The following is a 12,977-nucleotide window of genomic DNA, read 5'->3' on the forward strand; positions in this document are numbered from 1 at the left end:
TGAGCTGTCGGCGCGTCACACCGGCGTTCTACCGTGATCCGTCCCGGCACGGCAGCGGAACGCAGATATTGATCACGACCTCACACAGGCCCTAGATGGCGCGCACCATGGACACATGACCGATACCCCGGTACGGCTCCTGAGTCTGCTCTCCCTCCTCCAGACCCCGCGCGAGTGGCCGGGGAGCGAGCTGGCCGAGCGCCTCGACGTCAGCCCGCGCACCATCCGCCGCGACATCGAGCGGCTGCGCGACCTGGGCTATCCCGTCGAGGCCACCAGGGGTGCGATCGGCGGCTACCGCCTGGTCGCGGGTACGGCCATGCCGCCCCTGCTCCTGGACGACGAGGAAGCCGTCGCCATCGCCGTCGGACTGCGGGCCGGGGCGGGCCACGCCATCGAGGGCGTCGACGAGGCCTCCGTGCGCGCGCTGGCCAAGCTGAAGCAGGTACTGCCGTCCCGGCTGCGGCATCGCGTCTCCACCCTTCAGGCCGCGACGATCCCCCTGACCCGGGGTGACGGCGCGACCGTCGATCCGCGCACGCTGACGGTGATGGCCGCCGCCGTCACCGGCACGGAGCAGCTGCGCTTCGGCTACCGGTCCGGCGACGGTACGGAGTCGAAGCGGCAGGTCGAGCCGTACCGTCTGGTCTCCACCGGCAGGCGCTGGTATCTGGTGGCGTACGACCTGGGGCGCGAGGACTGGCGTACGTTCCGCGTCGACCGGGTGACCGAGCCCTTCCCGACCGGCGCGCGCTTCAGCCTCCGGGAGCTGCCGAGCGGGGACGCGGCGCAGTTCCTGGCCCGGTCCATATCCCGGGCCCAGCCGCGGATGGAGGTGGATGTGAGCTTCGCGGCGCCCGTCGAGTTCGTGGCGGCCCGGCTGCCCGCCTCCCTCGGCGTACCGGAGGCGACGGGTCCCGTCTCCTGCCGGCTGCGTGGCACGGCGAGCGATTCGCTGGAGTGGCTGGCACTGCGGCTGGCGCTGGTGGACTGCGAATTCACCGCGCACGCACCGGCGCAGCTGACGGACTATCTGCGCGAGCTGGGGGCGAAGCTGACACGGGCGGCGTCCGGCTGAGCGTCAGAGGTGTCCCACTGGGTGTCAGCCCGAGTGTCAGCGGCGCCCGCGCACAGGACAGGTGTCGCGAGTGTCAGCGGCGCCCGCGCGCAAAACAGGGGTCCAGCGAGCGGCGGCGGCAGCGCAGCGGCATAGGAGAGCCCCGGCACCTGGGGGGGGTTGGTGCCGGGGCTCGTCTAAGGGGCCGATGAATCGGCCGTATCGCTGTACCGCTCAGAGAGACAGTACGAGCAAGGTGGACACTACGGCTACAAGATGGCTACGTCACGCCGCCGCGTCGAATCCTGTGTCACGAGCCATTTTCTTCAGCTCCATCAGCGCGTGCTTCTCGATCTGCCGGATCCGCTCGCGCGTCAGGCCGTGTTCCTTGCCCACCTCGGTCAGCGTACGTTCCCGGCCGTCTTCGATGCCGTACCGCATCTTGATGATCGAGGCCGTGCGCTCGTCGAGCTTGCCTATCAGGTCCTCAAGCTCCTCGCTCCGCAGCAGCGTCATCACGGACTGCTCGGGCGAGATCGCGGACGTGTCCTCCAGCAGGTCGCCGAACTGGGTGTCCCCGTCGTCGTCCACCGACATGTTCAGGCTGACCGGGTCACGTGCCCAGTCCAGTACGTCGATCACCCGCGACGCGTTCGAACCGAGCTCGGCCGCGACCTCGGCGGGTTCCGGATCCCGGCCGTTCTCCCGGTTGAACTCGCGCTGCACGCGACGGATCCTGCCGAGCTCCTCCACCAGGTGGACGGGCAGCCGGATCGTGCGGGACTGGTCGGCTATGGACCGGGTGATGGCCTGGCGAATCCACCAGGTCGCGTACGTCGAGAACTTGAAGCCCTTGGCGTAGTCGAACTTCTCCACGGCACGCACCAGGCCGGCGTTGCCCTCCTGGATCAGGTCCAGCAGGGGGAGACCACTGCGGGGGTAACGGCGCGCTACGGCGACCACCAGACGGAGATTGGAGCGGATGAAGACATCCTTCGCGCGCTCACCCTCGGCTATCAGCGCGTCGAGCTCCTCGCGCGAGGCGCCCCCCGCCTCGCTCTCGACCGCTTTGTCGAGGATCTGCCGGGCGAAGACTCCGGCCTCGATGGTCTGGGACAGCTCGACTTCCTTTGCGGCGTCGAGCAGCGGCGTACGCGCGATCTCGTCGAGGTACATGCCGACCAGGTCGCGGTCGGCGATCTCCCCGCCTACAGCGCGAGCACTGCTTGCCGCTTTCGTCCCACCAGTGGTGGTACGACGGGCGACGGCACGGGTTGCCATGCGAGCTCCCTTGCTGGGCTGAGTAGGTCGCGACACCCTTCCGGGTGCCCTGCATCCGAAGGAAACAACGACTGGAATCCGGACAGAATTCCCCTACCTGCCTGGATTCTTGTGATCATGCAGTACCCTGTTCGGCCGATGGGGGAGGACATATGCCACAGAGAGGGACCGAAGTGCAGGTCAGGGCGGGATGTGAGAGCGATTTGGACGCCCTCACGGAGATCTACAACCACTACATTCATGAGACGGCCATCACATTTGACACCGTTGCCTTCACCCCTGAAGAACGGCTGCCGTGGCTGCGGTCCCACCCTGAAGACGGGCCTCACCGGCTTCTGGTTGCCGAGGACGTCCCGTCCGCCCGCATTCTCGGGTACGCGACCAGCAGCGCCTTCCGGCCCAAGGCCGCGTACGCGACGTCCGTCGAGGTCAGCGTCTACTGCGCGCCGGACGCGGGTGGCCGTGGGATAGGCACCCTGCTCTACTCGGCGCTCTTCGACGCCTTGAAGGGCGAGGACCTGCACCGCGCCTACGCGGGCATCACCCAGCCGAACGAGGCCTCGGCCCGGCTGCACGCGCGTTTCGGCTTCCGGCCCGCCGGTACGCATGAGGAGGTCGGCAGGAAGTTCGGCCGGTACTGGGATGTGGCCTGGTACGAGAAGCACCTCGGGGAGCCTGGGGAGCGTGGGGAACCTGGGGAGTCTGGGGAGCGGCGGTCCAGGGAGTAGGGGGCCGGGGGGAGGGCGACGCCCGCCGGAGGCGGAAGCGCCGGGCGCCGGAGGCGGAAGCGCCGGGCGCCGCGAAACGGCGGGAAATGATCGGTGCGCGGGCATGCCAGGAGTCCCGCCGCATCCTGCGCCTGACGCCGCACCGACGCCGCCCGACGCCGAGCAGCGGGTCGACATCCCCGGCGGGGCGGGCCCGCACCCCATCTTCAGCGGTTTCCGCCGGTCGCGCGTGGGCATGGAGCCACCCCGCCCCGTACCACCCTGCCCCGTACCATCCCGCCCCGTACCACCCGACCGGATTTAGTTGAACTTTAAAGGATGGGTACAGTGACCACATGACCACGGCATCCACCGGCAGCGACGCCGGTACGGGCGGGGAACCGCGCTGGCTCAACGAGGACGAGCAGCGCACCTGGCAGGCATACGTCCAGGCGACCACGCTGCTGGAGGACCATCTCGACCGGCAGCTCCAGCGCGACTCCGGGATGCCGCACATCTACTACGCCCTGCTCGTGCATCTCGCGCGGGCCCCACGGCGTCGCATGCGCATGACGCGGCTGGCCATGGACGCCAAGATCACCCGCTCTCGGCTCTCGCACGCGATAGCGCGGCTGGAGAAGCACGGCTGGGTGCAGCGCGAGGACTGCCCTTCCGACAAGCGCGGCCAGAACGCGTTCCTGACCGACCTGGGCGGTGAGGTGCTGAGACAGGCGGCACCCGGCCATGTCACCGCCGTCCGCCAGGTGCTCTTCGACCGGCTCAGCGCGGAGCAGGTGGGCCAGCTCGGCGAGATCATGCGGCTGCTGGCCGTGGGGCTGCAGCCGGAGGGTACGGACGCGGATCTGCCCTGGCGCCGCTGAACAACGGCGGCACCAGGGCAGATCCGTACATCACTCCTCAGGGCCGTGGGCCGTGGGTGGAGCTGATCGCGCGCCGTACGCGACGCCTGCGATCCGCGACCCACCCGGCCCGCGCCGGCTCAGCGAGCGTCAGTGCATCACCACCGGGACAACGGCGTCACCCTCGGCGCCTTCCGCGCCCGCGCCGCCCGTACCGCCCGAGAGGACGGACGAGGCGCCCGGACGCCCGGCGTTGATCATGGTGACGGCGATCGCGGCCGCGATGACCAGAATGCCGACCGCCCACCAGATGGCGCTGGAGAAGCCCGCCACCAGAGCCTGCGTCTTGAGCAGCTCGGGGCTGCCGGCGGTCGCCGCGTGCGAGGCGACGTACGCCGTCGTGGCCGAGGCCGCGATCGTGTTGAGCAGCGCCGTACCGATCGCGCCGCCCACCTGCTGGGAGGTGTTCACCATCGCCGAGGCGACGCCCGCGTCACGCGGCTCGATGCCGTACGTGGCGAGCGACATCGCCGGCATGAACGCCGTACCCATACCGAGGCCCAGCAGCAGCTGCGCCGGCAGGATCAGACTCGCGTACGAAGAGCCGATCTCCAGCTGCGTCAGCAGCAGCATGCCGACGGCGGCGACCAGGAAGCCGGGCCCCATCAGGAGCCGCGCCGGTACGCGCGTCATCAGCCGCGCGCCGATCTGCGTCGAGCCCGTGATCATGCCCGCGATCATCGGCAGGAAGGCGAAACCGGTCTTGACCGGCGAGTAGCCCTCCACGACCTGGAGGTAATAGGTGAGGAAGAGGAACAGGCCGAACATCGCGATGATGGCGAGGCCCAGAGAGGCGTAGACACCGCCGCGGTTCCGGTTCGCGATCACGCGCAGCGGCAGCAGCGGGGACTTGACCTTGGACTCGACCAGGACGAAGGCCAGCAGCAGGACGGCGGCGGCGACGAACAGGGAGATGGTCGACCCGTCGGACCAGCCGGCCGACTCGGCGCGGGTGAAGGCGTAGACCAGCGAGACCAGGCCCAGCGTGGAGAGCACGACGCCGGGGATGTCGAGCGCGGAGCGGTTGCGGCCGCCCGCCGGCTCGCGGATCACGAAGTACGCGCCCGCCGCGGCCACGATGGCGAACGGGATGTTGACGAAGAACGTCCAGCGCCAGTCCAGGTACTCGGTGAGGAATCCACCGAGGATCAGACCGACGGCGCCACCGCCACCCGCGATCGCGCCGAAGATACCGAAGGCCTTCGCCCGCTCCTTGGCGTCGGTGAACGTGACCGCGAGCAGCGACAGCGCGGCAGGCGCGAGCAGCGCGCCGAAGGCGCCCTGGAGGGCACGGGAGCCGAGCAGCATCGCCTCGCTGGTGGCGCCGCCACCGATGGCCGACGCGGCGGCGAAGCCCAGCAGACCGATGGTGAAGGTGCGCTTGCGGCCCCAGAGGTCGGCGATACGGCCACCGAAGAGCAGCAGGCCGCCGAAGGCGAGCGCGTAGGCGGTGATGACCCACTGCTTGTTGCCGTCGGATATCCCCAGGTCCTGCTGGGCGGAAGGCAGCGCGATGTTCACGATCGTCGCGTCCAGCACAACCATCAGCTGGGCCAGTGCGATGAACACCAGCGCTTTCCAGCGGGAGGGGTCGGGGAGCGAGTCGCTCAGGTCAGGGAGCCGCGGTTCGGCTGTTTTAGGCATGGAGGTATCCACCTAAGGATGCGGAAAGGCGAAAACGGACGTAAGTACAGGCGACGCTGCGTGACTTACGGGGTCATGGAGTCACTCGGGTCACGAGGTGTGGAGTGACGGAGCGGTACGGAGCGGTACGGAGCGGTACGGAGCAATGACGCGTTGACGCGACGGCGTGACGACGCGCACCGGCGTGATGGCGCAGTGGCACGTGGGCGTGATGGCGTGACGAACAGACGATTCAGGGGGCGCCTCACGGAGTGGCGCGGCGCAGATCCTCCAGGGTGGCGGCCGAACCGGCCAGCTCGGAGCGGGCCGGAGTCTCCAGGCCGTCCAGGAACAGCTGAAGATGCCGACGGGCGAATTGGTCCATATTAAGACATCCGGAGCCGGGCAACGGGCGGGACAGTTGGGACAGCGCGACCATCAGATCGCCGACGCCCACGTCGGTACGCAGCTGCCCGGACTCCCAGGCCCGCCGCATCAGCCCTTCGACGGCGCCCTTGAGCCGCGCGCGCTCGGCGTCGAGGACGGGACGCCCCCGGTCGTCGTCGAAGCCGCTGGAGAGTATGGGACAGAGCGCTCCGGCCCGCTCGTCGGCCGCCGCGTGCACGAAGCGGCGGAGCGCGGCGAACGGATCGGGCTCCTCGGCGGCGGCCTGCTCCGCCTGGTCGGAGATGCGGGCCATCACGGAGACCACGACGTCATGGATGAGGGCGTTCCGGTCGGCGAAGTGCCGGTACAGCGTGGCGTTGCCGATGCCGGCGCGACGGGCGATCTCGTCGAGCGGGGCCTCGGGCCCGTACTCGACGAACATCTCACGGGCCGCCGCCACGATCCGCTCCCGGTTGCGCAGAGCGTCCGCGCGCGGCCGGGTGACGCGGCGCGCTTCGGATTCGGCGGCGATCGTCACGTCGGGCCCTTCCCCCATCAGGTCGAAGTCAGTCGAAGTCGGTACGAGTCGGTCGGAGTCGGTCGACGGACGTCGAAGCAGTTCGAAGTACGTCGTTGTGCGTCGCAGTGGTCGAAGCAGTCGAAGCGCGCGGGAAGCGGCCTGGATGAGCCTGGATAAGCGGGGACGCTGTCCCCGCTTACTGGGACACAGATGCAAACGGGGAAGCGCTCCCCGGTTATTTCGCGCATTGACGTGACCTGGCTCACATATTCCTGTCGGCGGGAAGAACCCACGATCGGCGCACCCAGCGAGCGCCGACACGCCGACCGACGGAGGGTGATCGAACGAGAGCAGTCAGGGACGGCCGACTGCCGCGGACCCGAAGGCGACCGCATGCAGCAGACGCGTCGGATACGCAGAGCCGGTGGAAAAGCCGGAGGTACAAGGGGGAGGAGAGGGGCCGGTGGGTCCCGGCGGCTCGGGGCGTTCGCCGGCCTCGCGGCGCTCACCATCGCGGCCCTGACCTCGGCGAGCACGGCCCTTCACGCCCCCACCCGTGCCTCCGCCGGACCCGTGGCCGCTCGCGACGCCACCTCGCTCGTCCCGTGCCGCATCGCCTCCCCCTCCGCCGTACAGATGTCGGAGGGAGTGCCCACCTCGCCCGGCTACTCGCCGTCCACCGGCAAGGTCCGCGCCCTCAATCTGATGATCGACTTCCCGGACTCCCCCGGGCCGGGAAAGGCGCTCGGCCGGCTTGCCGAGTTCTTCCCCAAGACGTCGGAGTGGTTCAGGACCAGCTCGTACGGCCGGCTCGACTACCTCCCCGAGGCTCCGCTGACCGAGTGGCTGCGGATGCCCATGCCGTTCGCCGCGTACGGGATCGAGCGCGGGTCGCCCTACGAGCCGGGCTACCGGCGACTCGTCGAGGACGTGATCGCCGTCGCCGACCCGGACGTCGACTTCAGCACGTACGACCTGATCAACATCCTGGTCACCCCCAATGCCGGGCCGTCCGCACTGGACACCGTCCTGTCCGTGACGTTCTCCGGCAATCAGGACGCCCCGCAGGCGGACGGCGTACCGCTCTCGAACACGTCCTTCGTCTACAGCCGCCAGGATGACGGCTCGGGGTCGTACGCCGAGACCGGCTACCGGGTCCTGCCGCACGAGAACGGCCATGTCTTCGGCCTTCCCGACCTCTACACCATGGACGGCGGCGGCTCGGTCGGGCACTGGGACATCATGTCGGAGGACTGGGGGGCCAACAACGACCTGCTGGGCTGGCACAAGTGGAAGCTCGGCTGGCTCGACGACGACCAGATCAGCTGCGCGGCCACGGCGGGCACCAGCGATCACCTGCTGGAACCGCTGGAGACCCGGGGCGGCCCGAAGATGACCTTCGTACCGATCTCCAAGGAGTCGGGGTACGCGGTGGAGGTGCGGACGCGGGCGGGCAACGACGACGCGATCTGCGAGCCCGGCGTACTGATCTACCGCGTGGACTCCGGGGTCGACACGGGGCGCGGCCCGGTCACGGTCGAGGACAGCGCGAAGAACAGCGGCGGGTGCACGCGGCGGCCGAACGTGCACGCGGAGCTGTCGGACGCGCCGTACCGGCCGGGGCAGTCGTTCAAGGACGAGGAGCACGGCATCAAGATCGCGGTGATCTCGGAGGAGCCCGGCGAGAAGTTCAAGGTGCGGGTGACGAGGTCCTGACCCCGGCGGCCGCCGGCGCTGGCGCCTGTCGCCGCCCCTGGCAGACTCGTGCGCGGCAGCCGAACGACCGGACAACCGAGGGGACATGAAGGCGATGGCCGGAACAGACGGCGCACCCGTGATCGTGAGCAACGAGCCCGGCTCCTTCCCCCGGAGTGTCCTGGCCGACCGCCACCCGGCCCTCATCCAGCAGGTGCGCGACGCCTTCCCCTTCACTCCCCCGCGCCGCCAGGCACTCGACGCCCTCCTCCAGGAGATCGGCGACGGGGTCGTCGAACGGCTCGCCCCGGACGCCCACGACCTGGCCCAGTGGGAGATCTGGGACCGGGGCTGCTTCGGCCGGTCCTGGTTCGACGTGCCGTTCCTGTGGGCCGAGAGCTACTTCTACCGCAAACTCCTCGACGCCACCGGCTACTTCGCGCCCGGCCCATGGCGCGGCATCGACCCCTTCGCACCCTTCAAGCGGGCCGAGTTGCGCGGTACGGCGGTCGACAAGGAGCTCGGGGCCCTCGACGCGGTTCCCGGCCGGCCCGCCGCCGAGCAGGAGCAAGCCCTTCTGCACGGCTCGCTCTGGGGCAACCGTGCCGACCTCGGCTTCCGCATCTCCGCCGGGACCGGGCACACCGACAGCGCGGATCCACCACTCGTCGCGGACGAGAGCGCCTCGCTGTGGTCGCTGCTGCCCTCCGGGGCGGCGGCCACGGTCCACCTGGTCGCGGACAACGCCGGCCGGGAACTCATCCCCGACCTCGTCCTCCTCGACCACCTCCTGCGCACCGGACGCGCGGGGCAGGCCGTCCTGCACGTCAAGCCCTACCCGTACTACGTCTCCGACGCGACCATGACGGACGTCATCGACAGCCTCCACCGCCTCCGCCGGGCCCCCGTCGCCGGATACGCCGCCGAGGCAGGCGAGCGCCTCTGGTCCGCGATGGCGACGGGTCGCCTCGCGGTGCGCGCCCATGCCTTCTTCTGCGCGCCGCTGCCCTTCGGCGCGATGCCCGACGACCTGCGGCGAGACCTCGCGGGCGCCACCGTGACGATCATCAAGGGCGACCTGAACTACCGCCGCCTGGTCGACGACCGACTCTGGCCGCCCACCATGTCGTTCGCCGACCGCACCGGCTACTTCCCCAGCCCGGTGGCGGCCCTGCGCACCCTGAAATCCGACGTGATCGTGGGCCTCGACGAACACACGCTGGGAGCGCTGGAACAGACCGGCCGACCGTGGCGGACAAGCGGCACCCACGCCCTGATCCAGACCCGCGCCTGACCGGCCGCCGAACGGCACCTGGATCATCACCCCGAACCCGTCCCCGGCAGCGCCCCCACTCCCCCGGCCCACCACCGGCCCGAGTCGAGCCCCACTCCCCCGGCCCGGCCCCGCCCCCGCAGCCTCGGGTAACGCCCGGGTGTCACCCGCTACACTGTCTGCCGTGGCGCGGCCCTCACGGGCGGCACCAGTGCCTTCGTAGCTCAGGGGATAGAGCACCGCTCTCCTAAAGCGGGTGTCGCAGGTTCGAATCCTGCCGGGGGCACAGAGAAGCAGCAGGTCAGGGACCCTTCCGCACAGTGGGCGGAAGGGTCCCTGCGTTTGCGTCACGCATCAGGCCGGCGGCGGCTGATCGCTCCGCGCACCCCGTCATGGCAGCCACCCGTCTTCTGCCCGCGTGCGGGGAGTCAGCCTGCCAGGGGCAGGACGGCCGCTATCGCGTTCCGGTCCTTGCGGCCGGCCAGCGGGAAGGTGATCTTCACGCCCTGCTCATCGTCCGGCGCGGAAATGACGAAGGACGAGTTGAGCAGGCGCTCTTTGACCTGCGAGCGAACGAGACCGGCACGCGGAATCGTCATCAGGTGCTCCTCCGGCCGGGCGAACGTCGGGTTCGCACGGAAAACGAAGATGCGACGGTCGGTCATCGCCAGATACATGGGGGTCGGCACCGGGATCACGGCCATTCCACCACCGCTCATCATCGCCGAGGCTGCCGCGAACGCCGCGGTCCGGCGCACGGAGACCGAGCTCAGGTTCACGATGGTCGTCACCTCGACCTGCTCTCCGGGTTCGAGCATGGGGCCGAGGGCGGCCAGCAGCAGTCGGCGGCGCTTTCCGTTCGCGGGCGTACTCCTGCAAGGTTGGATGCGAACCGGGGGACATTTCGACGCGGCATACTTCTTCCCTGCCTCGGGACACCGCCGCAGGATGCCTGAGCCCGGAAAACTACCGGGAGTCGGCCCCCTCGCGATCAGTCCTCCCGGCGCCGCCACTTCCGACGCAGCTGGCTCGTGGTCAGAACGGCGACGGTGATCACAAGGAGGAGGACGCCGCCCACAACCGCGGTCACTACCACCGCGATCGCGATCGGGGCCCAGAACGGTGGATCACCCTGCAAGTCAGCCCCCTCTTGACATCACCCATGACGCCAGGGAGCGGGGGATGGTTCCTTCACGGTGGGCCTCGACCGGGACGCGCCCACGCGGGCCGCTGATGCCTGGCCATCAGCGGCCCGCCCCCGGTCCCGCCCCCGGTCCCGGCCTCGGCCCCGGCCGCGCGGGCTACCCGTGGTCCGGCTCCGGGCGTGCCAGGTGGTTCTCGGTTGTGGGGTCGTCGGCTGCCGTGGGGAGTTCGCGGTGGCCTTCGCTCCAGTGGTTCGACCAGCCGCACACCCCGCACGCGTACCGGCCGTCCAGCCCCGCGATGCGGGAGCCGCAGCCCCGGCACTCCGACGCGGTGATCTGCGGGCCGTCGGCGGGCATGAGGGCGGGGAGGGGTTCGACTTCCGGAGGCCAGATACGCCGGCTCGTGCTCATGGGCGGAGGCTATCGCCGTGGCGGGCGGCCTCCGGTGCGCGTGGGGTGGCCGGACAGGTGGGTTTGTTGGCTCGTCAAGGGCTGGTACGGGCCCGGCCGGCTGATTGGATTACGTGTCATGACCACTCGTCCTGAGTACATGCGTAACCACTGGTGGTGGCGGCCCGGTTGGCGGGCGGGCAGGCGCTTCTACACCTGGCACCTCACCTTCGGGGGGCAGCAGGACGTCCAGCGGTTCGCCCAGGAGTGCCGGTCGGCGCTGGCCGGGGTCGGCGGGCTGGACGCCGTACCTGACCGGTGGCTGCATCTGACGCTGCAGGGCATCGGGTTCGTGGGCGAGGTGGAGCGGGCGGACGTCGATGCCGTGGTCGCGGCGGCGCATGTCTGGCTGGCCGGGCTGCCGGCGTTCGAGCTCACGCTCACCGGTCCGGTCGTCGCCCCGGAGGGGATCCACGCGCCCGTGGCGCCCGATGAGCCGGTACGGGCCGTCCGTGACGCGATCCGGTCGGCCATCGCAGACGTACTCGCCGAGGTGCCGGAGCGGCCCGAGGGGTTCTCGCCGCATGTGTCCGTGGCGTTCGGCAACAGCACCGGCGACCGGCCCGCCGCCGCCATCGGGCGGGCCCTGGCCCGGGCCCAGGTGGCGCCGGCGACCGCGCGGATCACCTGCGCGGAGTTGCTCGTGCTGCACCGGGACAACCGGATGTACGAGTGGAAGTCCTACGCGCGCGTGCCGCTCGGCTGAGCCGCGCGCGTAGGACTTGGGCTGAGCCGCACGTGCCGCTGGGCTGAGCCGCGCGTGCCTCTCCGCTGACCGCGCGGGCCGCTCGGCTGGGTCCGGACCGGGCGGATCGATCCGTCCGGTGTGTCCGCGCGCGTGGGCGCAGGGGCTCCCGGGGTGGCGGCTTGACCTTGTCCCTGGGGCAGAGCGCACCGTTCGGTCATCGGGCCGAAAGCGGTCCGATGACGGAGGATGGGACCTCGTGGAACTCCTCACGATCGGCGAGTTCGCCGCGCGGTCGCGGCTCTCGCCCAAGGCTCTCCGGCTGTACGACCGGCTCGGTCTGCTGGCCCCCGCGCGGGTCGACGCCGCAACCGGTTACCGCTGGTATCGCCAGGATCAGGTGGAGCGGGCCCGGCTCGTCGCGCTGCTTCGGCAGCTGGACATGCCGCTGGCCCGGATCGCCGACGTGGTCGTCCTGCCGGGTCCCGAGGCCGCCGGCGAGGTGGCGGCGTACTGGGAAACCGTCGAGGAACGCCACGCACGGCAGAGCGCGGTGGCCGGCCATCTCCGTGACCGGCTGTCCGGCAGGAGAACGCACATGTATGAGATCAGGACCGTGGACGTACCCGAGCAGGCCGTCCTGGCCGAGCGCAGGCATCTGCTCGCCGACGAGCTGCCCCGCTGGATCCCGGCCGCCTTCGACCGCCTGGCGGAGGCCGCGGGGGAGTGCGGGGGCGTCGCGGGCATTCCGTTCGTCGCGTACTACGCGGAGGTGAGCCCGGACAGCGACGGACCGGCGGAGGCGTGCCTGCCGGTCGGGGACGTGGAGGCGGCGCGGGCGTACGCGGCGGGCGGCGGGCGTACGGCGGTGCTGCGCGTCGAGCCCGCGCGGCGGCTGGCGTACGCGCGCATCACCAAGGCGCAGGTGGCACACCCGCAGATCCTCTCGGCCTTCGAGGCGGTCGAGGAGTGGATCGCCGGGCAGGGCCTGACGGTCACCGGTCCGTGCCGCGAGATCTATTTCGCCGACTGGGACACGGCGACGGCGACGGACAAGGTCTGCGATGTCGCGTTCCCGGTGGGCTGACAGCCCACCCCGCCGCCGGGGGGCGGGGGGGGCCCCGCGGGCCCCCCCCCCCCCCCCCCCCCCCCCCCCCCCCCCGCCCCCCCCGGGCCCCCCGCCCCCCCCCCCCCCGGGCGGGGGGGGCCCCCCCGCCCCCCCCGCGGCGCCCCC

Annotated in this window: 12 protein-coding genes and 1 tRNA gene; 8 read left to right on the top strand and 5 right to left on the bottom strand. The window is 70.7% G+C overall.

Annotated features, from left to right (window positions below):
- Nucleotides 1-115 precede the first annotated feature (115 nt).
- Nucleotides 116-1,078 carry a helix-turn-helix transcriptional regulator gene (locus tag ACIBAE_RS29300; RefSeq protein ID WP_399291326.1) on the top strand — a complete coding sequence of 321 codons (963 nt, stop codon included), beginning with the start codon at nucleotides 116-118 and terminating at the stop codon, nucleotides 1,076-1,078.
- A 264-nt stretch (nucleotides 1,079-1,342) separates the two neighbouring features.
- On the opposite strand, the gene ACIBAE_RS29305 is transcribed toward ACIBAE_RS29300, so the two are convergent.
- Nucleotides 1,343-2,338: an RNA polymerase sigma factor RpoD/SigA gene (locus ACIBAE_RS29305; RefSeq protein ID WP_399291329.1), complete on the bottom strand. Its 996-nt coding sequence runs from the start codon at nucleotides 2,336-2,338 to the stop codon at nucleotides 1,343-1,345.
- A 152-nt stretch (nucleotides 2,339-2,490) separates the two neighbouring features.
- On the opposite strand from ACIBAE_RS29305, the gene ACIBAE_RS29310 reads away from it, so the two are divergent.
- On the top strand, nucleotides 2,491-3,066 hold the full coding sequence (locus ACIBAE_RS29310; protein WP_399291332.1) for a GNAT family N-acetyltransferase: 576 nt from the start codon (nucleotides 2,491-2,493) through the stop codon (nucleotides 3,064-3,066).
- Nucleotides 3,067-3,401: 335 nt separating this feature from the next.
- Entirely contained in the window at nucleotides 3,402-3,926 is a 525-nt protein-coding gene (locus tag ACIBAE_RS29315; RefSeq protein WP_399291335.1) for a MarR family winged helix-turn-helix transcriptional regulator, read from the top strand.
- A gap of 129 nt (nucleotides 3,927-4,055) precedes the next feature.
- Here ACIBAE_RS29315 and ACIBAE_RS29320 read toward each other — a convergent pair whose 3' ends face one another.
- A complete protein-coding gene (locus ACIBAE_RS29320) occupies nucleotides 4,056-5,609 on the bottom strand; it encodes an MFS transporter (protein WP_399291338.1) in 1,554 nt (517 codons plus the stop codon).
- 244 nt (nucleotides 5,610-5,853) lie between these two features.
- Nucleotides 5,854-6,507, bottom strand: a complete 654-nt coding sequence (locus ACIBAE_RS29325; RefSeq protein ID WP_399291357.1) for a TetR/AcrR family transcriptional regulator — start codon at nucleotides 6,505-6,507, stop codon at nucleotides 5,854-5,856.
- A gap of 381 nt (nucleotides 6,508-6,888) precedes the next feature.
- On the opposite strand from ACIBAE_RS29325, the gene ACIBAE_RS29330 reads away from it, so the two are divergent.
- The 3 genes from ACIBAE_RS29330 (at nucleotide 6,889) to ACIBAE_RS29340 (ending at nucleotide 9,749) form a co-directional block, all read left to right on the top strand.
- Nucleotides 6,889-8,211 (top strand): M6 family metalloprotease domain-containing protein, encoded by a 1,323-nt coding sequence (locus ACIBAE_RS29330; RefSeq protein ID WP_399291341.1) that lies wholly within the window; start codon nucleotides 6,889-6,891, stop codon nucleotides 8,209-8,211.
- Between the two features lie 94 nt (nucleotides 8,212-8,305).
- On the top strand, nucleotides 8,306-9,484 hold the full coding sequence (locus ACIBAE_RS29335; protein WP_399291343.1) for a damage-control phosphatase ARMT1 family protein: 1,179 nt from the start codon (nucleotides 8,306-8,308) through the stop codon (nucleotides 9,482-9,484).
- Nucleotides 9,485-9,676: 192 nt separating this feature from the next.
- Nucleotides 9,677-9,749, top strand: a tRNA-Arg gene (locus tag ACIBAE_RS29340).
- A gap of 142 nt (nucleotides 9,750-9,891) precedes the next feature.
- Here ACIBAE_RS29340 and ACIBAE_RS29345 read toward each other — a convergent pair.
- Together ACIBAE_RS29345 and ACIBAE_RS29350 are read right to left on the bottom strand one after the other, a co-directional pair.
- Complete coding sequence (locus tag ACIBAE_RS29345; RefSeq protein WP_399291345.1) at nucleotides 9,892-10,281, bottom strand: hypothetical protein; 390 nt, start codon at nucleotides 10,279-10,281, stop codon at nucleotides 9,892-9,894.
- A 483-nt stretch (nucleotides 10,282-10,764) separates the two neighbouring features.
- Nucleotides 10,765-11,019, bottom strand: coding sequence for a hypothetical protein (locus ACIBAE_RS29350; RefSeq protein ID WP_399291348.1), 255 nt, complete (start codon nucleotides 11,017-11,019; stop codon nucleotides 10,765-10,767).
- Nucleotides 11,020-11,137: 118 nt separating this feature from the next.
- Between ACIBAE_RS29350 and ACIBAE_RS29355 the strand changes: the two genes are divergently transcribed.
- The gene (locus ACIBAE_RS29355; protein WP_399291351.1) at nucleotides 11,138-11,764 is read left to right on the top strand and encodes a 2'-5' RNA ligase family protein; all 627 of its coding nucleotides are present in this window, start codon (nucleotides 11,138-11,140) and stop codon (nucleotides 11,762-11,764) included.
- A gap of 238 nt (nucleotides 11,765-12,002) precedes the next feature.
- On the top strand, nucleotides 12,003-12,830 hold the full coding sequence (locus ACIBAE_RS29360) for a MerR family transcriptional regulator (RefSeq protein ID WP_399291354.1): 828 nt from the start codon (nucleotides 12,003-12,005) through the stop codon (nucleotides 12,828-12,830).
- Nucleotides 12,831-12,977 lie beyond the last annotated feature (147 nt).

The sequence above is a fragment of the Streptomyces sp. NPDC051569 genome, assembly GCF_044454085.1.
Classification (GTDB): Bacteria; Actinomycetota; Actinomycetes; order Streptomycetales; family Streptomycetaceae; genus Streptomyces.